This is a genomic window from Agrobacterium sp. LAD9 (assembly GCF_003031125.1).
GTDB lineage: Bacteria > Pseudomonadota > Alphaproteobacteria > Rhizobiales > Rhizobiaceae > Agrobacterium > Agrobacterium radiobacter.
Map to the genome: position 1 here is coordinate 70,723 of NZ_PHGS01000008.1, position 22,681 is coordinate 93,403.

Sequence of the window (22,681 nt, forward strand, 5' to 3'; positions counted from 1 at the left end):
AGTCTGGCGACATCGTGATTCCGGCTGCGCGTGCAGGCGCTGGTCAACGCCCGGCACACACTTCGGTTCCCATGATGAACAAAGCGTTCTGTACCGGAAATGAACAGATCAAGGCCTTTTCGTGGAGGCTCTGCGGCACAAACGCGATGGCTAATATTGCAGTTGCATTTTTTGACCAACCGGATGAATAATTGCATCCGCGCTGAAGGCCACAGGCGGTATCCTCCGTCCTGCCGCGCCCAGCGCCCATGGCGTCCGCACTGAAAACAACAACAGACTGCGGATGAACGACCAAAAGAGAGGATCGAAATGCCTATTTCCACCCGTCTGCTCGCAGCCGTATCGATTGCCGCCATCTCGCTGTTGTCGGGCGCAGCCCTCGCGCAGGACAAGATCGTCATCGGCACCGAAGGCGCCTATCCGCCCTTCAACAATCTCGAAGCCGACGGCACGCTGACCGGCTTCGACATCGACATCGCCAAGGCGCTGTGCGAACAAATGAAGGCCGAGTGCACCTTCGTCACCAATGACTGGGACGGCATCATCCCCGCCCTGCAGGCCAAGAAGTTCGACGCCATCATCGCGTCCATGTCGATCACGCCGGAACGTCTCCAGAAGGTCGACTTCTCCAAGAAATATTACAACACCCCGCCGGCTATCGCCGTACCGAAGGATTCGCCGATCAAGTCCCTCGACGATCTCAAGGGCAAGTCGCTCGGCGCGCAGGGTTCCACCACCCACTCCAACTATGCCGAAAAGCATTTCCCGGATGCCGACGTGAAGATGTATCCGACCGCCGACGAATATAAGCTCGACATCGCCAATGGCCGCATCGACGCCGTCATCGACGACATCGTCGTGCTTTCGGAATGGCTGAAGACGGATGCCGGCGCCTGCTGCAAGATCCTGACGCCGCTCAAGGTCGACGTCGAGATCAACGGCAATGGCGCGGGCGTTGCCGTGCGCAAGGGTGACACGGCGCTCGCCGACAAGTTCACCGCCGCCATCGCCGGCATCCGCGCCAGCGGCAAGTATCAGGAGATCAACAAAAAATACTTCGATTTCGACGTTTACGGCGAGTAAGCCTGTTCGATCTGTTGAAATCTCGTGGCGGAAGGCTTGCCCTTCCGCCATTTTTGTTTGAAAACGTCACGATAACAATCACGGCGGCTTAAGACCGCAGGGGAAAACTGGCATGAGCGGAGCATTTTCCGCCATAGGTGCGTTCTGGACCTATGTCTCGACACTTCTCGATCCCTTCTGCGGGCCGGTCGGTCTCTTCTCGCTTTTCGGAAACGGCACCCTGGTCGCCTGCGGCGATGCTGGCTGGGGCGATGAGATCGCTTTCGGCGTCAAGGTCACGATCTCGCTGGCGCTTGCCACCCTGCCGGTCGGACTGCTGATCGGTTTTCTCATCGCGCTCGCTGCACAATCGGAAGAAAAATCGCTGCGGCTGGCGACCGGTATCTACACCACGATCTTCCGCGGTCTGCCGGAACTCCTGACGCTCTTCATCGTCTATTACGGCATCCAGATGCTGCTGCAATCGGTGGCCGGTTATATCGGCATCACCGGCCCGGTCGAGATCAACGCCTTCGTGGCCGGCATGGTGGCGCTGTCGGTGGTGTTTTCGTCTTATGCCTCTGAAGTGCTGCTCTCCGCCTTCAAGGCCATACCCAGGGGGCAATATGAGGCAGGTGCCGCACTTGGTCTTTCCCGCGGCCGCACCATGGTGCTCATCATCATTCCGCAACTCGTCCGCATCGCCCTGCCCGGCATGACCAATCTCTGGGTCATCCTCCTGAAAGACACGTCCTACGTCTCGATCATCGGCCTTGCCGATATCATCCGCCAGACCGGCATCGCCGCCCGCGTCAGCAAGGAAGCCTTCTTCTTTTACAGCATCGCCTGCCTGCTCTATCTCATTCTCGCGCTGCTTTCGTCCATCGGCATCGGTTTCATCGATCGCTGGTCGCGCAAGTCGGAGGTAAGCCGATGAGCCATGTTCAGGAACTCATTCCCGCGCGCCCTGCCCCGGCGGTAGCGGACAAGCCGCTCAATATTTCCCGCATCGTCGGCATCGCCGTCATCACGCTCTGGCTGCTGCTCGCCGCCGGGCTGATCTTCGCCATGATCGAAGGCTGGGACTGGGATAAATTCGGGCGTTACGGGCCGCGTTACATCGATGGTCTCATCACCACCATCACGCTGGTCGGCAGCTCGATCATTCTCGGCGCCATTCTTTCCGTGCCGATCGCCTTCGGCCGCATGTCGGAAAACCGCGTCATCGGCGCACTCGCCTATGCCTATGTCTATGTCTTTCGCAGCACACCGCTTCTGGCGCAGCTTTTCCTGATCTATTACGGCCTCGGCAGCTTCCGCCAGGGGCTGGAGACCGTCGGCCTGTGGTGGTTCTTCCGCGAGGCCTGGTATTGCGGCCTCCTGTCGCTCACTCTCAACACCGCCGCCTATCAGGCCGAAATCCTGCGCGGCGCGATCCGCAGCGTGCCGCGCGGCCAGCACGAGGGGGCCGCCTCGCTCGGCCTGTCGAAACTCATCACCTTCCGCAAGGTCATCCTGCCGCAGGCGCTCATCGTGGCGCTGCGTCCCTATGGCAACGAGATCATCCTGATGATCAAGGGTTCGGCGGTGGTCTCCATCGTCACGGTCTTCGACCTGATGGGGCAGACGCGTTACGCCTTTTCCCGCACCTTCGATTATCAGGCCTATCTCTGGGCGGCGATCTTCTACCTGACGATCGTCGAAACGCTGAGACATGTCTGGGCATGGCTGGAGGCCCGCCTGACGCGCCATCTCAAGCGCTAAGCGGAGGCGTTGGCAGCACTCATCAAAGAAGGCTGCTAACATTTTGAAAAATATAACTATTTTATGACAATCCATGTCCCTGGCAAGCTTGGATTAACCATGTCGTGTTCCCATATTCGATACAGCGGCAATGCTGTGATCGGCAATCATGGAAACGGGAACCGCCGTCATGAACAAGGAAATGGAAATGATGCTGAGAGGCTACGGCCTCACCACCGCCCAGATTTTTTATCGCCTGCCGGACCATCCGCTGGTTCTCCAGACCTATGTCTGGCAGGACTATGATCTGGCCCCTGATTTCCCCGAAATGCACGGGTTCCTCAAATTCTGGCAGGAAAAGCTCGACGGGCCTTTGCACTCCGTCCGCTACGTGCACCGGCAGGTGATCTCGGCGCAGGAGTGGCGCGCGCTCAAAGGGGAGTTCATCCTCCACTGAGCCATCGCGCCACATAAACATTGCGCCCGTCCCCGATGCGGCTTACAGCAAACTTCAACTAAAGACGCTGACGGATAAGGCACGATGACGAAGAACCAGAAAATCGACGAAGAGGCGCTTGCCGAGGCCTATAACCGCGCACTCGCGCTTGAAAAATCAGGCGATGTGGATGCGGCGGTGAAGGCCTATGAGGAAGTTCTCGCCATCGATCCGGACGATCATGGCGGCGCGGCCGTCCGCATCGCCGCCATGGGCCGGGGCGAACAGCCGTCGAAAGCACCTGATGCCTATGTCGAAACCCTGTTCGACCAGCATGCCGAAGCTTTCGAGGATATTCTCGTCGAGCAGCTCGGTTACGCCGTGCCGATGATGGTGCGCCAGCGGCTGCAGACCCTCAACCTCGGCCCCTTCAAGCGCCTGCTCGATCTCGGCTGCGGCACCGGCCTCACCGGCGAAGCGCTGCGCGATATGGCCGACGATATCACCGGCATTGATATTTCCGAAAACATGGTCGAGATCGCCCATGAGAAGGACCTTTACGAGACGCTCTATGTCGCCGAAGCCGAGGATTTTCTCGAGGACAATGACGACGAGCCCTTCGACATCATCACCGCCACCGACGTGCTGCCCTATCTCGGCGCGCTGGAGCCACTGTTTTTCGGCGCTGCCGAAAACCTCAATGCCGGCGGCCTGCTGATCTTCTCGTCGGAAACTCTGCCCGAAGCGACGCTCGCCGGACGCCCCTATATGGTCGGCCCACACCAGCGTTTCGCCCATGCGGAAACTTATGTCCGCGAAAGACTGGCCGCGACCGGTTTCGAGGTTCTCGAAGTGACCGACATCAACGTGCGCATGCAGGACGGCAATCCGACGCCCGGTCATCTGGTGATTGCGAAGCTCAAGGGCTGATGCGACATCGGAGGCTTATGCCCCCGACATCTCGGCACCTTTCTTCTCCCCGGCGGGGAGAAGAAACATGCGGCACGCGCTCGCCCTATATATGGCGAACACGGCTCCTGCCTGAATCAAGCTCTCAGCAACATCCGCCAGCGGGTTGAAGAGACTCAACTTTCCCGCCCTCTCAACTCGCCTTCGGACGCCAGACGATATCCGCCACCTTGAGTTTCTTCGGCACGATCTTCAGATCATAGAATTCGTCTGCAAGTGCCTGCTGATAGGCAATGGCTTCATCCGGAACCAGCGAGACCCGTCCGAGATCGGCTCCCGGTCGTGTCAGCGAGACCTTGGTGACATCCTCGGGAACGCCGGTGATGGCCGCCAGCGATTTTGCCGTTGCATCGATATTGGCCTGCGCCTTCGCACCCACATTCGCCAGTTCCTTGAGGATCAGCGGCACGAGATCGGGATTGGTCTCGACGAAATCGCCGTTGGCGAGGAAGTAGCTCCACGGATCGACGATGCCTTCGGCGGTCGAGAGAACCCGTGTTGTCGGCTCTTTTTCCGCCACCGCGAAATAGGGATCCCAGATCGACCAGGCATCGATGCTGCCGCTGCGGAAGGCGGCGGCCGCATCCGGCGGCGCAAGATCGACTGGGGTAATGTCGTTCAAGGTCAATCCCGCCTTTCGCAGCGCCTTGACCGTGACGTTGTGGGCGCTGGAGCCGCGCTTGAAGGCAACCTTCTTGCCTTTCAGGTCTTCCAGCGCCTTCAGCGGCGAATCCTTCTGCACGAGGATGGCCGACCCACCGGCCGCAGCCTTGTAGGTGCCGACGTAACGCAGATTGCCGCCAGCGGCCTGCGCGAAAAGCGGCGGCACATCGCCAGTCGGGCCAATATCAAGCGCGCCTGCGCCAAGCGCTTCGAGAAGCGGCGGCCCGGAGGAGAATTCCGACCATTTGACCTCGATGCCGCGATCTTTCAGCAGCGCTTCGAGCGCGCCCTGGCTTTTCGCGAGCGCTATCACGCCATTCTTCTGCCAGCCAATCCGCAATGTGGTGGTTGCAGCGCTTGCCCGCCGGATATGCGGCAGAAACGCCGCCCCGGTCGCACCTGCAATCAGTCCCAATGTTCCGCGTCGTGTGAGCATATGGATATCCCTCGCTATTCCATCCTTCGACAGCAAAAGCGTAGATATTCGAGAGATTTTATCAAAATCCCAGTTTGCGCGTAGACAGCGCCGAGAGAATTGAATGTGCGAATTTGCCGTTATGGGCGGAATAAGATTGTCGTGGCCGGGCGGCCGCTATCGGATGGCCCTTCCGAAAGGATCAACCCCTGGCAGGGCAGGAAAGGCAACCCGCCAATAAAAATGCCCTCCCCGGCAGCCGGAAAGGGCATTGATCAAAAACCATGACCGGGGGCGGATCACTCCTCGCCGGATTTCGGATTATCCAGCAGCATGTAATCGAGCGGCAGTTCGGTCGTATATTTGATCTGCTCCATCGCAAACGCGGAGGACACGTCGCGAATTTCGATCTTGGCGATCATGCGCTTGTAGAAAGCGTCATAGGCCGCAATGTCAGGCACGACGACGCGCAACAGGTAATCGACGTCACCGCTCATGCGATAAAATTCGACGACTTCCGGAAACTCGGAAACCACCTCGGAGAAACGTTTCAGCCATTCGATGGAATGGGAAGCGGTGCGGATGGAAACGAAAACCGTGACCTTGGTGTTGACCTTGACCGGATCGAGCAGCGCCACGCGCCGGCGGATGACGCCGTCTTCTTCCATCTTCTGAATACGCCGCCAACAGGGCGTCGTGGAAAGGCCGACCTTTTTCGCCAGATCGGCAACGGCCAGCGTGGAATCCTCTTGCAGAATGCGCAAAATCTTACGGTCTAGGCGATCCAATGCGTCTACCCTCCTGAATTAATTTCCTTTCAATACACTAATTTTCGCAGAAAAACAGAAAATTGTTTCACTAAAGCCGCATTTCCACATGTTGTCGCAGAACCGGCAGCAGCTCCGCCGCGAACCATGGGTTCTTTTTCAGCCAGCCGGTGTTGCGCCAACTCGGATGCGGCAGGGGAAAAATGCCGGGACCGGAATTGGCATGGAGATAGCTGCGCCAGTTTTGCACCGTTTCGGTCATGGTTTTGCGCCGCCTTTCACCCAGGTAAAAAGCCTGTGCATATTGGCCGATGGCGAGGATCAGCTCCACCTGCGGCATTGCCACCATCACCCGCTCGCGCCAGTGCGGCGCACATTCGCGCCGGGGCGGCAGGTCGCTGCCCTTGTCGTCATAACCGGGAAAACAGAAGCCCATGGGCACGATGGCGAAACGATCCGGGTCATAGAATGTCTCCCGATCGACGTTCAGCCACTGGCGCAGCCTGTCACCCGAGGCATCGTTGAAGGGCAACCCCGTTTCGTGCACACGAAGCCCCGGCGCCTGCCCGGCAATAAGGATGCGCGCCTTGGTCGACATGACGACCACCGGCCGGGGTTCGTGCGGCAGGCGATCAGCCATTCCGTTGAGCGGCATATCGCGACAGAGACGACAGCGGGCGATTTCGCCGCGCAACCCGTCCAACCCATCATCACGCACCGGCGCTAGCTCAACCATGGTCCCATCCCATGAGATGGCGGATAATGGTGAGGAAACCCGCCGCCGGCGTTTCCAGATCCGCGGCACGGTGTTCCCGCCGCCATTGCGATGGTTTCTCGAATTCTCCCGCCCAGATGCCGCGCGCCTCCCTGCGCGCCGCCGCCTGCTCGCTTGAGAACTGGAAATAACCTGATGCGACCGCAAAACCCGCCGACACCATTTCCGATGAGACATCCCTGCCGTCTGCGGAACAATAGACGAGCAGCCGCCCGTAACGGTCTCTGGAACTGCCGGAACAGGAAAAATCCGCCGGCCCGGCCAGCCGTTGCAGGACACGGCGCGCCTCCTCGCCGCATGGCCAGCTTTCGCTGCCGCGCAGACATGTCTGCGCAAGCTCCGGCGCATCGATGCCGAGCAGCCGGAAACGTTCCTCACCCTTTGACAGCGTGTCGCCATCGATCACGAAGAAGCGGCCGCTATAGGTTTCGCTGTTGATCTGATCGAGCTTGGCCGCGATCAGAATACCGAGAAAAACCGTGGCGAAAAAAAGCCCGCCATCGCGAAATGCCGAAAAACGCCTGCTTTTGCCTCCATTTCGTCTCATGTAACAACAAACCCTTGTCAGAAATGGCAAACAAATCCTTTAACGGCAGCATCTTCTTAAGATTTTGCGCGTAGTCTGCAAGGGTTCATGTCACCCGCGTTGTAACAATGAGTAAAAGCGTCAGCACGTCCACCGACAAGATCATCGTCGACCGGTCGAAAAAGCACCGCAACAAGGCGGTCTTTGACACGGTGAAGACGACACGTGAACGCCTGCAGCAAGGGGCCGGCGCAAGCGACGCCTATGAACGCGAAATGCTGACCATGCACATCGCCGAAACCCTGCAGGGTGCGATGATCATGCCGCTTTTCATCGTGCTCGCTTCCGTCATCGGCCTTTATATAACCCGCGATATCAGCCTGATCATCTGGTCGCTGATTGCGCTAAGCTTCCATGCCTTTTCCCTGCTTTTGGCCAAGCGGGCGGCAAAGCAGGAGATCACGGCCGACAATCTTCAGCACTGGAAAAATCTCTTCCTCGGCATGCAGATCCTTATCGGCTGCGCCTGGGCGATGTTCGCACTGGCCGAACCGGTGCGCAACGACCCGACGCTGGTTATTTTCTTCAAGGGATCGACGCTGCTGATCGCGCTTTCTCTAACCGCCATGGCCAATTTCATGTTGCGGCGGGCGACCTTCATGACCTTCCTGCCGGTTCTGGCGGCGCTTTGCATGACCTCGGCCATCTCACGCAATCCCTTCGACGTCGGCCTGGCGCTGATGTTCGGCATGGCGATCCTCTTCTGTCATCGCATCACCAGCCGGCTTTACCAGACCAGCATCAAGCTTCTCTCCTCGCAGACGGAAAAGGACGACCTGATCGCCGAACTCGAAGTCGCGAACTCGGTTTCGGACGAAGCACGGCGGCGCGCGGAAGAAGCCAATCTGGCGAAATCGCGCTTTCTCGCCTCCATGTCGCACGAGCTGCGCACCCCGCTCAACGCCATCCTTGGCTTCTCCGAGGTCATGTCCTCAGAAGTGCTCGGCCCGCTCAACAATCCGCTCTACAAGGAATATTCCGGCGACATCCATCGCTCCGGCCAGCATCTGCTCGACCTCATCAACGAAATCCTCGACCTCTCGCGCATCGAAGCCGGCCGCTATGACCTCAACGAAGAAGCGATCTCGATGCTGGAAATCGCCGAGGACTGCATCGGCATGATCCAGCTTCGCGCCCGCGCCAAGAATATCAGGATTTCCCAGCAGTTCGAAAACAGCCTGCCGCAGGTCTGGGCCGATGAAAAATCCATTCGCCAGGTCATCCTCAACCTGCTCTCCAACGCCGTGAAATTCACGCCGCAGGGCGGCGAAATCCTCGTGAAAGCCGGCTGGACCGCGGGCGGCGGCCAATATGTGTCGATCAGGGATAATGGCCCCGGCATACCCGAAGATGAAATTCCCGTGGTCCTCTCGGCCTTCGGTCAGGGCTCGATCGCGATCAAGAGCGCCGAACAGGGAACCGGTCTTGGCCTGCCCATCGTTCAGGCCATTCTCGCCAAGCATGACGGCCAGTTCATCCTGAAATCGAAACTGCGCGAGGGCACCGAGGGCATCGCCATCCTGCCGGCAAAACGCGTGCTGCAGAGCCTGCCAGCCGTGGAAGAAACCCACGCCATCCAGCCGCGCCGACGGTCCTTCGCTTAGGGCATTTCCAGGAAAAGTGCCCCCCGGTTTTCCGTCCGGAAATGCCTTAAGGCTAACAACCTCAGAAGAACAGCGTCGTCACCAGCGAATACAGCACGAAAAATCCGTTTGCCATCAACAGGCAGAAGACGGCGAAAGAGCCGAGGTCCTTGGCATGACGCCCCACCGAGGAGATTTCCGGCGAAATGCGATCCACCAGCTCTTCGATGGCGGTATTCAGCGCCTCCACCGAAAACAGAAGCAGCATCAGCACCGTGAAGACGAGAAGATGCGCAAACGGCGCGCCCACGACCAGAAGCAGGGCAAGCCCGACGCCGAAGGCAAGAACCTCATGCCGGAACGCCGCTTCCTGCCACAGCCGGCCAAGCCCCTGCACGGAATAGCGGGCGGCGGCCAAAAGATGCCGCCAGCCTTTTTCCTTGCGAAAGACGGGTTCCGGTTGCGGTCTTTTCGGCGTCGCGTCCATCTTCAGCCTCAATGATCGGTGCGGGAACTGATGCGGGTGTCCACACCCGCCGCTTCGAACGTCGCCATGCCGGAATGGCAGGCGGCAGCGGCCTTGACGATGCCGGCGGCAAGTGCTGCCCCCGTCCCTTCGCCAAGCCGCATGCCAAGCGCCAGCAGCGGCGTCTTGCCGAGCTTTTCAATGGCGGCCAGATGGCCGGGCTCGCCCGAGACATGGCCGATCAGGCAATGATCAAGCGCCGAAGGATTGGCGGCCTTGAGAAGAGCGGCAGCGGCCGTCGCCACATAACCGTCGATCAGCACGGGAATGCGCTGCACGCGGGCGGCGAGGATGGCGCCGGCAATCGCCGCGATCTCACGTCCGCCAAGACGGCGCATGATTTCCAGCGGATCGGACAGGTGGTCCTTGTGGAATTCCACGGCGGCCTTCACCGCCGCTATCTTGCGGGCCATGACCTCACCTTCCGAGCCGGTGCCCGGACCGGTCCACTCTTCCGCTGTGCCGCCATAAAGCGCGAGATTGATCGCCGCCGCAATGGTGGTGTTGCCGATGCCCATTTCGCCGACGCAGAGAAGATCGGTGCCGCCGGCAATCGCCTCCATACCGAAGGCCATGGTCGCGGCGCAGTCGCGCTCCGAGAGCGCAGGTTCGCAGGTGATGTCGCCGGTCGGGTAATCGAGCGCCAGATCGAAGATCTTCAGGCCAAGATCATTGGCGACACAAATCTGGTTGATCGCCGCACCGCCTGCCGCGAAATTTTCCACCATCTGCTGGGTCACGGATGTCGGATAAGGCGTAACGCCGTGCCGGGTAACACCGTGATTGCCGGCGAAGATCGCCACCAGCGGACGGGTGACGGCCGGAGAACGGCCGGACCAGGCAGCCAGCCACATGGCGATTTCTTCGAGACGTCCGAGCGAACCGGCAGGCTTGGCCAGCTGCGCATTGCGCTCCTTGGCCGCCACAAGCGCGTGCGTGTCCGGGCCGGGAAGCTCGCGCAGCAGCGCGCGGAAATCGTCGAAGGGCAATCCGCTCATGCTCATGATATCTGTCTTTCTCGTCGTCGGGTTGGCTGTCGCATCGGCTCATGCGTCCGGAACTTGTGTTTTCCGGCAAATCGGTCTTTGTTGCGCCTCTCATAATCGCGGATGCGCCGCGGAACAACCGGAAATGCAGCAACTGCAACGGAGAGAGCATGAAGGCCGGGGATTTTATAACAGATGTCATGCATTCCCTCGCCTTTCTGAGCCGCCTGCCCGTTCCCTCGCGCTTTTTTGATGATGCCGACAGTGTGTCGATGCGCCGCACTGCCCGCGCCTTTCCCGCCGCCGGTCTGCTGATCGCCCTGCCCGCCGCTTTCCTCGTTGTGGTTTTTGCGGCCTTCAACGCCTCGCCGCAGCTCACCGGCTGGCTTGTCATCGGCTTGACGGCGCTCGTGACAGGGGCGCTGCACGAAGACGGCCTGGCCGACATGGCCGACGGTTTCGGCAGCGGTAAGGACAAGGCGCGAATGCTTGAGATCATGAAGGACAGCCGCATCGGCAGCTATGGCGCTATCGCCATGATCCTGTCCTTTGCGCTCCGCGCCACCGCACTCGCCGCGCTCATTGAGACGCTGCCGGCAAAAACCGCCGCCGCCGCCCTGATCGCTGTGCTTGTGATGAGCCGCGCCCTGATGGTGTGGCACTGGCAGTCCCTGCCCGCCGCCAAAACCTCCGGCATCGCCGCCGGCGCCGGTCAGCCCGGCACAAGTGAGCGCAACATCGCGCTTGTGATCGGGTTGCTGCTTTTCATACTATTTACGCTGCACGCCCTGCCGCTCCTGTCGATTGCCCTTGTGCTGGCGGCAGCCTTTCTGGCGGCCATGCTTTTCGGCAGGCTCTGCGACAGGAAGATCGGCGGCCATACCGGCGACACCATCGGCGCCTGCCAGCAGATCACGGAGATCGTGATTCTTGTCGCCCTTGCCCTTGCAGCATGACGGCCTGATATAAATCATCATGGAAACACCCTGCATCCACATCTGTCGCCTCGATGAAACCAGCAGCCTCTGCATCGGCTGTGGGCGAATGCTGGATGAAATTGGCGGCTGGGCAGGGTATAGCGACGAGAAGCGCCGCGAGATCATGCGGTTGCTGCCGCAAAGACTGGCAAACCTGCCCAAGACCGCCAAGGAGACGCATACCGCATGAACAGGCTGACCATCGTTCTCCTTCTGCTGGCCGTCGGCCTTGGCCTGCTGCTCATCAATCATGACGGCGGCCGAACGCTCGGCATCGATAATGATCAATTCGCCCATGTTCTCTATCTTCTGCCCATTGCCGCTCTCCTGTCCGCCGGCATATTGGCCGGAAGCCGCGGCAGTTTCGGCACCGTCATCCGCCAGCTCGCCGTCTGGCTGGTCATCATTCTCGGCCTCGTCTCGCTTTATCTCTATCGCTACGATCTGCAAACCTTCGGCGATCGGCTGCTGGGCGGCCTGATACCCGGCCGCGCCGTGGTGGTCACCACATCGGGCGGCGAGCAGGAAATCGTGCTGCATAAATCGATGAGCGGCCATTTCGAGGCGAATGTCGGTCTCGAAGGCAAGACGATCCACATGCTGGTCGATACCGGCGCAAGCTCGGTGGTGCTCGCCAATGCGGATGCCGCCGCAATCGGCATCGACACCACAAACCTCCGCTATACCGTACCCGTCATGACTGCGAATGGCCGCACGGCGGCAGCTCCCGTCACCCTGTCGGAAATCAGCATTGGCCCGATCGTGCGGCGCAACATCCCGGCCCTCGTCGCCCAGGATGGCCAATTGGGCCAGAGCCTGCTCGGCATGAGCTTCCTGTCGACGCTCGGTTCGCTGCAGATGCAGACCGATGAACTGCGGCTGCGCGACCGGTAACCCCCTGCCCTTTGCGGTTCATTCTGCGGTTTTCCCGAGCCACTGGCCCCGGAAAGGAAATACCCCAATGCGACCGCAACGGGGATATTCTTTTCGCACATTGGGGCCACGGACGGGCCATTGCCCCTTGATTCCTTCCCATTTGATAATTTATGTTGGCCTTGTTCTCAGGGCGGGGTGCAATTCCCCACCGGCGGTATCGGGATTTTTCCCGGAGCCCGCGAGCGCTTCCGGTCTCCAAAGCCGGAAGGTCAGCAGATCCGGTGAGAGGCCGGAGCCGACGGTATAGTCCGGATGGAAGAGGACAAGGCATAGGACGCTGGCGCGTGAGCTGGCTTCGCATTGCATTGTTCGCCCAAGGGATATTTGGCGCTTCTTGAAGCGCGAAAATGCCGCAAAACGGCATAACCCTTGAAAGGCTTGAAAGAAAATGACCATTGCTAGAATTGAAGACGCCATCGAAGCCATTTCCCGTGGCGAGATGGTGATTGTCGTTGACGACGAAGACCGCGAAAACGAAGGCGATGTCATCGCCGCCTCCGACAGCATTACCCCGCAGCAGATCGCCTTCATGATGAACCATGCGCGTGGGCTGATCTGCGTCGCCATGCCGGGCGAGCGACTGGATGCCCTCGACATTCCCTTGATGGTGTCGCGCAATACCGAATCCCTCAAGACAGCGTTCACCGTCTCGGTGGACTATATTCCGGGCACCACGACAGGCATTTCCGCCGCCGACCGGGCAAAGACCGTAAGCGCGCTGGTATCGGAGGATTCACGCCCCGAAGACTTCGCCCGCCCCGGCCATATCTTCCCGCTGCGCGCCAACCCGCAAGGCGTTCTCGGCCGCACCGGTCATACCGAAGCGGCCGTCGATCTTTGCCGTCTTGCGGGCAAATTCCCCTGCGGCACCATCTGCGAAGTCGCCAATGACGACGGCACCATGGCCCGCCTGCCCCAGCTCGAAGTCTTTGCCGAACGCCACGGCCTGCTCGTCGTGACGATCAAGGATCTCGTTTCTTACCTCAAGGGCGAGGTTGTCGAGGACGTGGTGCAGAAGCAGGTCGCCTGATCTGCGCTTCTTTGTTGTGAATACGAAAACGCCCGGTGCAAACCGGGCGTTAAATTTTAAAAAAAGCTTTTCCGGTCAGTTCCGCAACCGATACCCCGTCTTGAACATCCAGCTGACAACACCGAGGCAGAGCGCCAGAAACAGCGTGATCATCGCCAGACTGATGATCGGATTGACGTCGGCGATCTCATAGAAGCTCCAGCGGAAACCGCTGATGAGATAAAGCACCGGATTGAAGTGGCTGACCGTCTGCCAGAAGGGCGGCAGCATGTCGATGGAATAGAAGCTGCCGCCAAGGAAGGTCAAAGGCGGCACCACCAGCATGGGGATGAGGTTCAGCTGCTCGAAATTCGTCGCCCATATGCCGATGATGAAGCCGAACAGGCTGAAACTGACAGCCGTCAGCACGAAGAACAGCACCATCATGAACGGATGAGCGATGGTGATATCCACGAAGAAGGTGGCTGTTATCAGGATGATCGTCCCGATCATCAGGCCCTTGGTCGCCGCCGCCCCGACATAGCCGGCGACAATTTCCGTCATCGATACGGGCGCGGACAATATCTCATAGACCGTGCCGGTGAATTTCGGAAAATAAATGCCGAAGGAGCCGTTGCCGATACATTGCGTCAGCAGCGTCAGCATGATGAGGCCGGGCGTTATGAACGCGCCGTAGGAAACCCCGCCAACCTCCTGAATCCGCGAACCGATCGCGGTTCCGAAAACGATGAAATAAAGCGAGGTGGAGATGACTGGCGAGACCACGCTCTGCAGCAGGGTGCGCCGCGTGCGTGCCATTTCGAACAGATAGATGGCCTTGATGGCTTCGAAATTCATTTCTGGCCTCCCACCAGCGAAACGAAGATATCCTCAAGCGAGCTCTGCCGCGTTGAAATATCCTTGAAATGGATGTTGGCGGCGGAAAGGGCGCTCAGAACATCGGCAATACGGCCCTGCTCGCCATTATCCTCGATTTCATAGGTGACGGTGCAACCGTCTTCAGAAAGCGTCAGACCGAAGGACGCGAGGGTTTCGGGCAATTGCTCCACCGGCTGGGCGAGTTCTAGGAAAAGCTGCTTGCGGCCGAGTTTCTTCATCAGCGCCGTCTTTTCTTCCACCAGCAGCAATTCGCCGCCATTGATGACGCCCACCCGGTCGGCGATTTCTTCCGCCTCCTCGATGTAATGCGTGGTGAGGATGATGGTGACACCCTTGGCCCGCAGCTCGGACACGACGTTCCACATGTCACGGCGGAGCGCCACATCAACGCCGGCGGTCGGCTCGTCGAGGAACAGAACCTTCGGCTCATGCGCCAGCGCCTTGGCGATCAGCACACGCCGCTTCATGCCGCCGGAAAGCTCGCGCAGCATGTTGTCCTTCTTGTTCCAGAGCGACAGGGATTTCAGGATGTGCTCGATCAGTTCCGGGTTCTTCTTCTGCCCGTGCAGGCCGCGCGAGAAGCTGACGGTGTTCCACACCGTCTCGAACTGGTCGGTCGTCAATTCCTGCGGCACAAGTCCGATCAGGGCGCGGGTCTGGCGAAAATCCTTCACCACATCATGCCCGCCGACAAGCACCGAACCTTCACCCGGATTGACGAGGCCGCAGACAATCGAGATCAGCGTCGTCTTGCCGGCGCCGTTCGGGCCGAGAAGGGCAAGGATTTCCCCCTCCCTGATATCGAGGCTGACACCTTTGAGCGCCTGAAAGCCGTTTGCGTAGGATTTTGTCAGATTCCGTATCGAAACAATGGCATTCATGGCGAATTCTTTCGAAAAACCGAGTAAGATGAACGCCATATAGACCGCAGAGGTTGCAAATGCCACCCCAGCGGACCGAACACTGCGTTCGGCAGAGACGGAAAATCAGCCGTAGACGCTATAGAAAAACTGCGCTGCGACGAAGACCAGAAACACCCCGAAGGCCCGCTCCAGCTGCTTCTTGCTGAGCGCATGGGCGAGCCGAGCGCCATAGGGCGCAACGACAAGCGTGATGGGGATCAGCAGCACCACGGCGATCCAGTTGATGAAGCCGGTGGAAAACGGCGGCAAGCCCGAATGCCCCCAGCCGGCCCAGATGTAGCCCAGAAGACCCGGCAGCGAAATCAGCACGCCGACACCGGAAGAGGTGGCGACCGCCTGATGGATCGTGCGTCCGTAAAGTGTCATGAAGGTGTTGTTCATCACCCCGCCGCCCACGCCCATCAGGCCGGAAAAGAGCCCGATGCCGGTGCCAACAAGAAAACGGCCCGGATTTTGCGGCAGGTCGGAACCAAGATGCCAGCTCGCCCGGTTGAAGATCATCCGGAAGGCAAGCGCGAGCGCGATGAAAGCGAAGATCAACCGCAGTGCAACACTGGAGGCATAGGCGGCCACCACGGACGCAAGGATGGTGCCGAGCGGTACGGCAACGATCCAGCCCTTCAGCAGATCGATATCAACAGCGCCTTTCTGACGATGCGTGAGAAACGAACGGATGGAGGTGGGCACGATGATGGCAAGCGACGTGCCGAGCGAGAGATGCATGCGCACCGCCTCCGGCACATCCAGAAGCCCGAAGACCTGGTAGAAGACGGGCACCAGCACCGCGCCGCCGCCGATGCCGAACAGGCCGGCCAGAAGACCGGCGACCACACCCGCTACCGCAAGCGCCGCCGCAAAGACCATCAGCTCTGAAACAGGGGGCATAAAGGCAGGCTCCCGAAGGCCGTTGTCACAAACATGTGACCCTCATAGCGTATCAGAAGAGCGCGGCAAGCCATGTTGGCCGCAGGTCAGTACGGCGCGATGTCTTTTGCCGCATATCCGCGCCGGATGGACCACTCCATGGGATCGTTTTCCCATTGCATGCCCTTGCAAAGACGCCGATATCCCCCCGATAAGGCTGTCTTCTTCAACCGGCCTTCGGGCCGGTCTTTTTTTGTGGGAATGTGACAGAAGAGTTGGAATTCCGGAAAGTGAATCCACACTTCCGTCATTCCGACATTGAGCCGGAATCCGGCCAACGCGCGTCGGCGCGACGGCAAGGCTCCTTTCAGCTCAAGGACTTCAGCTGGCTGGATTCCGGTCCAAGGCCGGAATGACGGAAGTTGCAAACATGACGCATTATAGCGAGCGTCTAAAACGCCGCCCGACTATCGCCCCGCCCAATCACGCCTTTCGCGTCTCCTAGTCACAATGCCTGTAACCTGACTTGCGCGTGCGCAGGTCGAAGTGAAAATGGTTCCAGTGGTTGGGATCGCTGCCCGGTCCGAGAACGGTCGAGAAATATTTGCAGCTGTCGGACCTCACCGCCTTCAGCAGCGCCTTTTCGCGGAAGGCGAAGAAGCTCTTGCTGCGCACGTCGATTTCCTTGCCGTTCTTCAGCGTGATGGTGCCGATGTCGATGGCGTTGCCGCGCGCATGTTCCGACCAGGGATTGCTGGAACGCGAATTCATCTTGCGGCAGGAATAGCCGCCCATCGGCGTGATGCGACCAACGCCGGAGAGATAACGGAAGCGCGAGGATGGCACGAGTTCGAACTTCACCCATTTGGCAAAGGCAAGCGTGACCTGGCAATTGAGCTTCACGGCCGGCCGGATGGCGACGCCGCTGGCGAGACCGCTGAGTTCGATCGGATAATCGATACCGCAGGTCGGACCATCGGCAATGCGCGCAACGTCCCGGAAAGCAACGCCGAGGCGGCGCAGTTCGGAGCGGCAGGCAACTTCGGAAGATGGCATGACGCCTGGTGGCATCGAGCGGTTGCTTTGCGGCCCACCGCCCGCCATCGGATTATCAGGCATGAGCATGGCGACTTCCTCCACCGGCTGGCGGCGCGAGGAGGAGCCGAGCGGCGGCGGCGGGATGAGCCGCGATTGGCTGGCCCGTTGCGGCTGGCGGGCCGGAGGCACGGCCATGGGATTATCCGTGCCGATGCCATCCACCACCGGCTGCGCGGAAGCACCCTCGGCAATCTCCGCATCCTGTTCTTCGGCAAGTCCGCGGACCGGCTCCACACCCAGCATGGAATCCATGTTCACGCCGCCTTCGCCTTCAGCAATCTGGTTGCCGGTCATCTGCTGCGCGGGCATGGTCTGGCTCTGCATGGTCTGCGCCGGCACAGTGGTATGGCCGCTGGCCGCCATGCGCGCCTGATGCTGGGAATCGAGTGTCGAATAACCCTGCCCGCCCTGCGGCGATTGCAGCAGGGGATCCTGCGAGGCGTAAGGTTCCGGCGTCGGTTGAGAAACGGCCGCGGGATAGTCACCGCCCTGCCCGACCCGCTCCGCCTGATACACGGCACCCGCCGGCGCGCTGTAACCCTGCTGCCGCGAGGAGCGGATAGCGCTGACGCGCGTGGTGCCGTCCACTTCCGCCGGTGGCACGAGGCCCTCCGCCGAACACGACACCATGACCGTGGAAATCATCAGCAACGTCACAAGACGACGCGGAAGGGAAACATACGCCATACGAGAACCTGTACCTTCAGCGGCCGCTATTCGCGGCAATACAGGATAAATTTTAAAGAAATGAGGTAAACGAAACCTTATTGGTTACGGGAAATAACGAACCTGGTTGTTTCGTGACGCTGCAAATGAAGAAGGCACGATCGAAATCGCGTCGAAGCTCATGACAGAAACGCTGAAACCTCTCCTCCGACACCCGACACTCAAACTTCTCCTCCGTCATCCTCGGGTCAAGTCCGAGGATGACGTCGAGTGCTGGAAAAGCTTCTCATTCATCTAAGGGCGCAGCCAAAGCCGCGCCCTCCACTTTCAGCCAAAACACCTGAAATCACGCGGCCCGCGAAACCTCGCGCGCAACCCCATGTCCAAGTTCGAAACGCGACAACAGCGAGCGCAGCTGGCGGCTTTCCTCGGCGAGCGTCTGGCTGGCCGCCGTCGTTTCTTCCACCATGGCGGCGTTCTGCTGGGTCATCTGGTCCATGTGGTTGACGGAGGTGTTGATCTCCTGCAGGCCGGTCGCCTGTTCGCGCGCGGCCGTGGCGATGGAGTTGACGTGGCCATCGACACGGTTGACCAGCGCCACGATCTCCTCCAGCGCATCGCCTGTCGAGCGCACGAGTGCGACGCCGCCGCCGACCTCCTCGGCCGAACGGTTGATGAGGGTCTTGATTTCCTTGGCCGCATTGGCGGAACGTTGCGCCAGTTCGCGAACTTCCTGCGCCACCACGGCAAAACCACGCCCGGCCTCGCCCGCACGCGCCGCTTCCACACCGGCATTCAGCGCCAGAAGATTGGTCTGGAAAGCGATCTCGTCGATAACAGAGATGATCTGCCCGATGCGCTTGGAAGAGTCCTCGATGCGGCCCATGGCGTCGACGGCATTACGCACGATCTCGCCCGAGCGGCCGGCGCTGGTTTTCGTGTCCTGCACCATCTGCCGGGCCTCGTTCGCCCGCTCGGAAGCAGTGCGCACCGTGGCGGTGATTTCATCGAGAGCGGCTGCCGTCTCCTCCAGCGCCGCCGCCTGCTGTTCGGTCCGGCGGGAAAGATTGCCGGTAGCGCCGCTGATGTCGGAGGCGCTGTCATTGACGACATGGCCGGTTCTGGCAATGGCCTCGATCGCACCGTGCAATGCGCCGACGGCACGGTTGAAGTCCATGCGCAGCTTTTCATAGTCCGTGCCGATATCGGTAAGCGAAACGGTCAGATCGCCATTGGCAAGCGCTTCGAGCGCATTGCCCAGTTGCTCCATGGCATGGGCCTGCCGCTCGGATGCGGAACGAAGCACCATCTCGTTGCCGTGCCGCGCTTCTTCCAGCGCCCGTTGCTGGTCGGCCTCGCGGGCCTGCAGCGCGCTGCGCTCATTGACGCTGTCGCGCAGTACCAGCAGCGTCTTGGCAATCGCGCCGATTTCATTGCGACGGTCGGCGAACTGGATATCCACCGCGCCGTCACCATCGGCGATGCGCCGCATGCTCTGGCGGATGAGATCGATCGGCCGGGTCACGCTGCGCACGACGGCTGCGGCCACGCCGACAACCAGAAGGCCGGCCACGACACAAAGACCGCCATTAAAATAGACGTCGCGCCAGAACACCGCTTCAAGATCGTCAACATAAACACCGGTGCCGACAATCCATCCCCAGGGGGCGAAACCGGCGACATGGGAGAATTTCTCGACCGGCTCCGGCGCACCGGGCTTCGGCCAGTAATAATCGACAAAGCCCTTGCCGCCTGCCTTGACCGTGTTCACGAACTCGACGAACAGCGCCTTGCCGTTCGGATCATTGTTGGCGGTAAGGTCCGTGCCGTTCATCTCGGGCTTGATCGGATGCATCACCATTTTCGGATGCATGTCGTTGATCCAGAAATAGCCGCTGCCATTGCCGTAGCGCATTGCCGCAATGGTCGTCTTGGCCTGCTGTTGCGCCGCCTCCCGCGTCAGGCTTCCGCTCTGCTCCAGCCGGTAATATTGATCGAGAATGGCAACAGCGGTTTCGTTCATTGCCGCAAGCCCGGCTTTCCGTTCGCGCTCCATTTCGTGGTAGCTTTCAAACAGGCTGAATGTGAGAGCCGCGGCCAGTATTGCCAGAAACAATGCGACGAGCGCATACAGGCGCATAGATATTGTTACGTTTTTCATGTTCCCCCTCAACGTCGCTGATGCACTTCGACCAGCCGATGTTAAAGGCAAAAAATTTATTATTATTAAATACACATATTATACGTTGGTATTATTCTTATATGCTCACATTAATTCGCACCGCCATTCCAAACCGGTACAAAAAGCGTGAATTTTCAAACCGGCCGGCGGCATTTAAAGACAGCGTTAACCCTGCCGCCCCTATCCTCCTTGACCGAAATTACACTGCAGGGAGGCGCGCGATGGCACGGCCCAATTTTCGCTATACGCATTATGACCTGAAGGAACTTCGGGCCGGAACGGTCATTGAAGTATCCCTGTCGGCCGTCAACAATGTCCGGCTGATGACGGGGGCGAATTTCCAGCGTTTTACCGAATTGCTCGATTTCAAATATCTCGGCGGCGTCGCGAAAAAATCGCCGATCCGCCTCGCCATTCCAGAGACGTTACACTGGCATCTGGTCATCGACGCCGAAGGCCATAGCGGCCTCGCAGAATCCTCGGTCAAGATGCTGCCCGCGCAGCCGCAGGCAGCACCACATCGCAAGGCATCCTGATCTTCTTTAAAAACAGTGAGTTGCCGCGGTTTTGCGACTCTTTTTGCCAACGGCCTGAATCTTTTTCTTAAGATCGACCGTAATACGGTTTCGGCTCAAACCGCGCAAAAACCTAACGCGATCCCCGCTCGCGGCGCAGCTTCGCCCACCAGTCCAGACGCTTGCGGATTTCCCTTTCGAAACCCCGGTCCGGCGGATCGTAAAAGGTCGTGCGCCCCATTTTCTCCGGGAAATAATCCTGCCCGGAAAAGGCATCCGGCTCGTCATGGTCGTAGCGATAGCCATCGCCGTAACCTTCGCCCTTCATGAGCTTGGTCGGCGCGTTCAGAATATGTTTCGGCGGCACCAGCGAGCCGTTTTCCTTGGCCGCCCGCATCGCCGACTTGAAGGCGTTATAGACGGCGTTCGACTTCGGCGCGGTGGCGAGATAGACGCAAGCCTGAGCCAATGCGAGCTCGCCTTCCGGTGAGCCCAGATAATCATAGGCGTCCTTGGCGGCATTGCAGACGACGAGCGCCTGCGGATCGGCAAGGCCGATATCCTCAACCGCCATGCGCACCAGCCGCCGCCCGAGATAGAGCGGGTCTTCGCCGGCATCGAACATGCGGGCGAGATAATAAAGCGCCGCATCCGGGTCCGAACCGCGCACCGACTTATGCAGTGCGGAAATGAGATTATAGTGGCCGTCCTGGCTCTTGTCGTAAACCGGGGCGCGGCGCTGCACGATGCGCGTCAGCCCCTCGGTATCGAAGGTCTCATCCTTGCGCGCCGCACGCCAGACCTCTTCGGCAAGCGTCAGCACGGCGCGGCCATCGCCGTCGGCCATGCGGATGAGGCTTGCGCGCGCCTCCTCGGTGAGCGGCAGGGGCTTACCCTCCGCCTCCTCGGCGCGTTTCAATAATTCGCTCAGGCTCTCCTCGTCATGCGAGCCGAACGTCAGCACGCGCGCCCGCGACAACAGAGCGGCATTCAGCTCAAAGGACGGGTTTTCGGTGGTGGCGCCCACCAGAATGATGGTGCCGTCTTCCATCACCGGCAGGAAACTGTCCTGCTGGGCGCGGTTGAAACGATGGATTTCGTCAACGAAAAGCAGCGTCTGCCGGCCATTCATCCGACGTGTGCGCGCTGCCTCGAAAACCTTCTTGAGATCGGCGACACCGGAAAAGATCGCCGAAATCTGCTCAAAGGCCAGCCCCGCCTCGCCGGAAAGCAGCCGCGCAACTGTGGTCTTGCCGGTGCCGGGCGGGCCCCAGAAGATCATCGATCCCAACGACCCGCTATCGATCATGCGGCGCAGAACGCCCTCCTCGCCCGTCAGATGCGGCTGCCCGCTCACCTCCGCCAGCGTCTTCGGACGCAGGCGATCGGCAAGAGGCCGCCGGTTGGCGACCTCCACGGGCACTTGCGGGGCGAAGAGATCGTCGCTCATCGCAGGAACTGCCGGATGCGTTGCCCGTCACGCAGGATTTCCACGCGCCAGAAGCCGGGATTGTCATCCAGCGCCTTTTCGACCGCAGCGGTGGAGGCGATGTCTGCGCCGTTCAGCGACAGGATCACATCCTTCGGCTGGAAACCGACACGATAGGCCGGCGAACCGCGCTTCACATCGGTGATCACAACACCCGTCACCTGTGACGGCATCCGCAATTCATCGGCAAGCTTCGGCGAGAGATTGGCGACTGTCGCGCCGGCAAAGGGATTGCGGCCCTCGATCAGGCGCTCATCACGCGGCGCGGTTTCCGGCGCGGTGTCGAGCGCAATCGTAACCTTTTTCTCTTTGCCCTTTTCCACCACCGTCAGTTCGGCGGATTTGCCGATACCGGCGGTGGTCACGCGATATCCCAGCGCATCCGGATGCTCCACCTCGAAGCCGTTGACGGCCGTTACAACCTCGCCGGGCTCGATGCCCGCCTTTTCGGCCGGTCCACCCTTGACGACGCTGACGACAAGCGCGCCGCGGGCCCGGTGCAGGCCAAGCGCTTCAGCGACATCTGATGTCACGGGATCGAAGGTGGCGCCGATATAGGGACGCTCGAAGCTCGCGTCACCGCGTTCAGCAGCAGCGACGAAAACCCGGAC

Annotated in this window: 24 protein-coding genes and 1 riboswitch; of the genes, 11 read left to right on the plus strand and 13 right to left on the minus strand. The window is 60.0% G+C overall.

Translation table 11 applies throughout. The annotated features are described in order from the left end of the window. Positions 1–309 precede the first annotated feature (309 nt). The 5 genes from DA915_RS09520 (at position 310) to DA915_RS09540 (ending at position 4,171) form a co-directional block, all read left to right on the plus strand. Entirely contained in the window at positions 310–1,083 is a 774-nt protein-coding gene (locus DA915_RS09520) for an ABC transporter substrate-binding protein (protein WP_003507867.1), read from the plus strand. 112 nt (positions 1,084–1,195) lie between these two features. Beyond that, positions 1,196–1,999 (plus strand): ABC transporter permease, encoded by an 804-nt coding sequence (locus DA915_RS09525; protein WP_003507866.1) that lies wholly within the window; start codon positions 1,196–1,198, stop codon positions 1,997–1,999. Continuing rightward, complete coding sequence (locus tag DA915_RS09530) at positions 1,996–2,826, plus strand: ABC transporter permease (protein WP_003507864.1); 831 nt, start codon at positions 1,996–1,998, stop codon at positions 2,824–2,826. The genes DA915_RS09525 and DA915_RS09530 overlap by 4 nt, the downstream gene beginning before the upstream one ends. 169 nt (positions 2,827–2,995) lie before the next feature. Next, positions 2,996–3,262, plus strand: a complete 267-nt coding sequence (locus DA915_RS09535) for an usg protein (protein ID WP_107675720.1) — start codon at positions 2,996–2,998, stop codon at positions 3,260–3,262. A gap of 84 nt (positions 3,263–3,346) precedes the next feature. Next, positions 3,347–4,171 carry a class I SAM-dependent methyltransferase gene (locus DA915_RS09540; RefSeq protein ID WP_060723280.1) on the plus strand — a complete coding sequence of 275 codons (825 nt, stop codon included), beginning with the start codon at positions 3,347–3,349 and terminating at the stop codon, positions 4,169–4,171. 172 nt (positions 4,172–4,343) lie between these two features. Here the strand turns inward: DA915_RS09540 and DA915_RS09545 are convergent, their stop codons facing one another. The 4 genes from DA915_RS09545 to DA915_RS09560 all read right to left on the minus strand — a co-directional run bounded on the left by DA915_RS09545 (position 4,344) and on the right by DA915_RS09560 (position 7,377). Next, positions 4,344–5,309 carry an aliphatic sulfonate ABC transporter substrate-binding protein gene (locus DA915_RS09545; RefSeq protein ID WP_107675708.1) on the minus strand — a complete coding sequence of 322 codons (966 nt, stop codon included), beginning with the start codon at positions 5,307–5,309 and terminating at the stop codon, positions 4,344–4,346. A gap of 278 nt (positions 5,310–5,587) precedes the next feature. Further along, positions 5,588–6,076 carry an Lrp/AsnC family transcriptional regulator gene (locus DA915_RS09550; protein WP_003507846.1) on the minus strand — a complete coding sequence of 163 codons (489 nt, stop codon included), beginning with the start codon at positions 6,074–6,076 and terminating at the stop codon, positions 5,588–5,590. A 70-nt stretch (positions 6,077–6,146) separates the two neighbouring features. After that, on the minus strand, positions 6,147–6,791 hold the full coding sequence (locus DA915_RS09555) for a uracil-DNA glycosylase family protein (protein ID WP_192886453.1): 645 nt from the start codon (positions 6,789–6,791) through the stop codon (positions 6,147–6,149). Next, entirely contained in the window at positions 6,784–7,377 is a 594-nt protein-coding gene (locus DA915_RS09560) for a thermonuclease family protein (RefSeq protein WP_107675709.1), read from the minus strand. The genes DA915_RS09555 and DA915_RS09560 overlap by 8 nt, the downstream gene beginning before the upstream one ends. Positions 7,378–7,484: 107 nt before the next feature. Here DA915_RS09560 and pdhS2 point away from each other — a divergent pair, with 107 nt between their 5' ends. Beyond that, positions 7,485–9,020: a two-component system sensor histidine kinase PdhS2 gene (pdhS2, locus tag DA915_RS09565; RefSeq protein ID WP_107675710.1), complete on the plus strand. Its 1,536-nt coding sequence runs from the start codon at positions 7,485–7,487 to the stop codon at positions 9,018–9,020. A 61-nt stretch (positions 9,021–9,081) separates the two neighbouring features. Here pdhS2 and DA915_RS09570 read toward each other — a convergent pair whose 3' ends face one another. Further along, the gene (locus tag DA915_RS09570; RefSeq protein ID WP_107675711.1) at positions 9,082–9,486 is read right to left on the minus strand and encodes a diacylglycerol kinase; all 405 of its coding nucleotides are present in this window, start codon (positions 9,484–9,486) and stop codon (positions 9,082–9,084) included. Between the two features lie 8 nt (positions 9,487–9,494). Next, positions 9,495–10,529 (minus strand): nicotinate-nucleotide--dimethylbenzimidazole phosphoribosyltransferase, encoded by a 1,035-nt coding sequence (cobT, locus tag DA915_RS09575; protein WP_107675712.1) that lies wholly within the window; start codon positions 10,527–10,529, stop codon positions 9,495–9,497. Positions 10,530–10,681: 152 nt separating this feature from the next. Here cobT and DA915_RS09580 point away from each other — a divergent pair, with 152 nt between their 5' ends. The 4 genes from DA915_RS09580 (at position 10,682) to ribB (ending at position 13,454) form a co-directional block, all read left to right on the plus strand. Beyond that, entirely contained in the window at positions 10,682–11,467 is a 786-nt protein-coding gene (locus DA915_RS09580; protein WP_107675722.1) for an adenosylcobinamide-GDP ribazoletransferase, read from the plus strand. 19 nt (positions 11,468–11,486) lie between these two features. After that, positions 11,487–11,678, plus strand: a complete 192-nt coding sequence (locus DA915_RS09585) for a DUF1289 domain-containing protein (protein ID WP_003507833.1) — start codon at positions 11,487–11,489, stop codon at positions 11,676–11,678. After that, a complete protein-coding gene (locus tag DA915_RS09590; protein WP_080866257.1) occupies positions 11,675–12,382 on the plus strand; it encodes a TIGR02281 family clan AA aspartic protease in 708 nt (235 codons plus the stop codon). Before DA915_RS09585 ends, DA915_RS09590 begins: the two co-directional genes overlap by 4 nt. Before the next feature lie 159 nt (positions 12,383–12,541). Then, positions 12,542–12,692: riboswitch (FMN riboswitch) on the plus strand. A gap of 120 nt (positions 12,693–12,812) precedes the next feature. Then, positions 12,813–13,454, plus strand: coding sequence for a 3,4-dihydroxy-2-butanone-4-phosphate synthase (ribB, locus tag DA915_RS09595; RefSeq protein WP_080868758.1), 642 nt, complete (start codon positions 12,813–12,815; stop codon positions 13,452–13,454). Positions 13,455–13,529: 75 nt separating this feature from the next. Here ribB and DA915_RS09600 read toward each other — a convergent pair whose 3' ends face one another. The 5 genes from DA915_RS09600 to DA915_RS09625 form a co-directional block, all read right to left on the minus strand. After that, complete coding sequence (locus tag DA915_RS09600; RefSeq protein WP_003507827.1) at positions 13,530–14,291, minus strand: ABC transporter permease; 762 nt, start codon at positions 14,289–14,291, stop codon at positions 13,530–13,532. Then, positions 14,288–15,214 (minus strand): ABC transporter ATP-binding protein, encoded by a 927-nt coding sequence (locus DA915_RS09605; protein WP_107675723.1) that lies wholly within the window; start codon positions 15,212–15,214, stop codon positions 14,288–14,290. The genes DA915_RS09600 and DA915_RS09605 overlap by 4 nt, the downstream gene beginning before the upstream one ends. Positions 15,215–15,319: 105 nt before the next feature. Further along, complete coding sequence (locus tag DA915_RS09610; RefSeq protein ID WP_003507823.1) at positions 15,320–16,141, minus strand: sulfite exporter TauE/SafE family protein; 822 nt, start codon at positions 16,139–16,141, stop codon at positions 15,320–15,322. A gap of 480 nt (positions 16,142–16,621) precedes the next feature. Beyond that, positions 16,622–17,905 (minus strand): extensin family protein, encoded by a 1,284-nt coding sequence (locus DA915_RS09620; RefSeq protein ID WP_107675713.1) that lies wholly within the window; start codon positions 17,903–17,905, stop codon positions 16,622–16,624. A 325-nt stretch (positions 17,906–18,230) separates the two neighbouring features. Then, entirely contained in the window at positions 18,231–20,045 is a 1,815-nt protein-coding gene (locus DA915_RS09625) for a methyl-accepting chemotaxis protein (RefSeq protein WP_107675714.1), read from the minus strand. A gap of 242 nt (positions 20,046–20,287) precedes the next feature. On the opposite strand from DA915_RS09625, the gene DA915_RS09630 reads away from it, so the two are divergent. Further along, on the plus strand, positions 20,288–20,602 hold the full coding sequence (locus DA915_RS09630) for a DUF1883 domain-containing protein (protein WP_060723301.1): 315 nt from the start codon (positions 20,288–20,290) through the stop codon (positions 20,600–20,602). Positions 20,603–20,714: 112 nt separating this feature from the next. Here the strand turns inward: DA915_RS09630 and DA915_RS09635 are convergent, their stop codons facing one another. Next, complete coding sequence (locus tag DA915_RS09635; protein WP_003507807.1) at positions 20,715–22,031, minus strand: replication-associated recombination protein A; 1,317 nt, start codon at positions 22,029–22,031, stop codon at positions 20,715–20,717. Continuing rightward, positions 22,028–22,681, minus strand: a 654-nt coding sequence (locus DA915_RS09640; RefSeq protein ID WP_153064530.1) for a PDZ domain-containing protein, incomplete at its 5' end; no start/stop codon positions are given. The genes DA915_RS09640 and DA915_RS09635, both read right to left, overlap by 4 nt.

Bases quoted from the DNA above. Each gene is read 5' to 3' on its own strand.
- DA915_RS09520 (WP_003507867.1), top strand. From the start codon at position 310: ATGCCTATTTCCACCCGTCTGCTCGCAGCCGTATCGATTGCCGCCATC.
- DA915_RS09525 (WP_003507866.1), top strand. From the start codon at position 1,196: ATGAGCGGAGCATTTTCCGCCATAGGTGCGTTCTGGACCTATGTCTCG.
- DA915_RS09530 (WP_003507864.1), top strand. From the start codon at position 1,996: ATGAGCCATGTTCAGGAACTCATTCCCGCGCGCCCTGCCCCGGCGGTA.
- DA915_RS09535 (WP_107675720.1), top strand. From the start codon at position 2,996: ATGAACAAGGAAATGGAAATGATGCTGAGAGGCTACGGCCTCACCACC.
- DA915_RS09540 (WP_060723280.1), top strand. From the start codon at position 3,347: ATGACGAAGAACCAGAAAATCGACGAAGAGGCGCTTGCCGAGGCCTAT.
- DA915_RS09545 (WP_107675708.1), bottom strand. From the start codon at position 5,309: ATGCTCACACGACGCGGAACATTGGGACTGATTGCAGGTGCGACCGGG.
- DA915_RS09555 (WP_192886453.1), bottom strand. From the start codon at position 6,791: ATGGTTGAGCTAGCGCCGGTGCGTGATGATGGGTTGGACGGGTTGCGC.
- DA915_RS09560 (WP_107675709.1), bottom strand. From the start codon at position 7,377: ATGAGACGAAATGGAGGCAAAAGCAGGCGTTTTTCGGCATTTCGCGAT.
- pdhS2 (WP_107675710.1), top strand. From the start codon at position 7,485: ATGAGTAAAAGCGTCAGCACGTCCACCGACAAGATCATCGTCGACCGG.
- DA915_RS09570 (WP_107675711.1), bottom strand. From the start codon at position 9,486: ATGGACGCGACGCCGAAAAGACCGCAACCGGAACCCGTCTTTCGCAAG.
- cobT (WP_107675712.1), bottom strand. From the start codon at position 10,529: ATGAGCATGAGCGGATTGCCCTTCGACGATTTCCGCGCGCTGCTGCGC.
- DA915_RS09580 (WP_107675722.1), top strand. From the start codon at position 10,682: ATGAAGGCCGGGGATTTTATAACAGATGTCATGCATTCCCTCGCCTTT.
- DA915_RS09585 (WP_003507833.1), top strand. From the start codon at position 11,487: ATGGAAACACCCTGCATCCACATCTGTCGCCTCGATGAAACCAGCAGC.
- DA915_RS09590 (WP_080866257.1), top strand. From the start codon at position 11,675: ATGAACAGGCTGACCATCGTTCTCCTTCTGCTGGCCGTCGGCCTTGGC.
- ribB (WP_080868758.1), top strand. From the start codon at position 12,813: ATGACCATTGCTAGAATTGAAGACGCCATCGAAGCCATTTCCCGTGGC.
- DA915_RS09600 (WP_003507827.1), bottom strand. From the start codon at position 14,291: ATGAATTTCGAAGCCATCAAGGCCATCTATCTGTTCGAAATGGCACGC.
- DA915_RS09605 (WP_107675723.1), bottom strand. From the start codon at position 15,214: ATGAATGCCATTGTTTCGATACGGAATCTGACAAAATCCTACGCAAAC.
- DA915_RS09610 (WP_003507823.1), bottom strand. From the start codon at position 16,141: ATGCCCCCTGTTTCAGAGCTGATGGTCTTTGCGGCGGCGCTTGCGGTA.
- DA915_RS09620 (WP_107675713.1), bottom strand. From the start codon at position 17,905: ATGGCGTATGTTTCCCTTCCGCGTCGTCTTGTGACGTTGCTGATGATT.
- DA915_RS09625 (WP_107675714.1), bottom strand. From the start codon at position 20,045: ATGAAAAACGTAACAATATCTATGCGCCTGTATGCGCTCGTCGCATTG.
- DA915_RS09630 (WP_060723301.1), top strand. From the start codon at position 20,288: ATGGCACGGCCCAATTTTCGCTATACGCATTATGACCTGAAGGAACTT.
- DA915_RS09635 (WP_003507807.1), bottom strand. From the start codon at position 22,031: ATGAGCGACGATCTCTTCGCCCCGCAAGTGCCCGTGGAGGTCGCCAAC.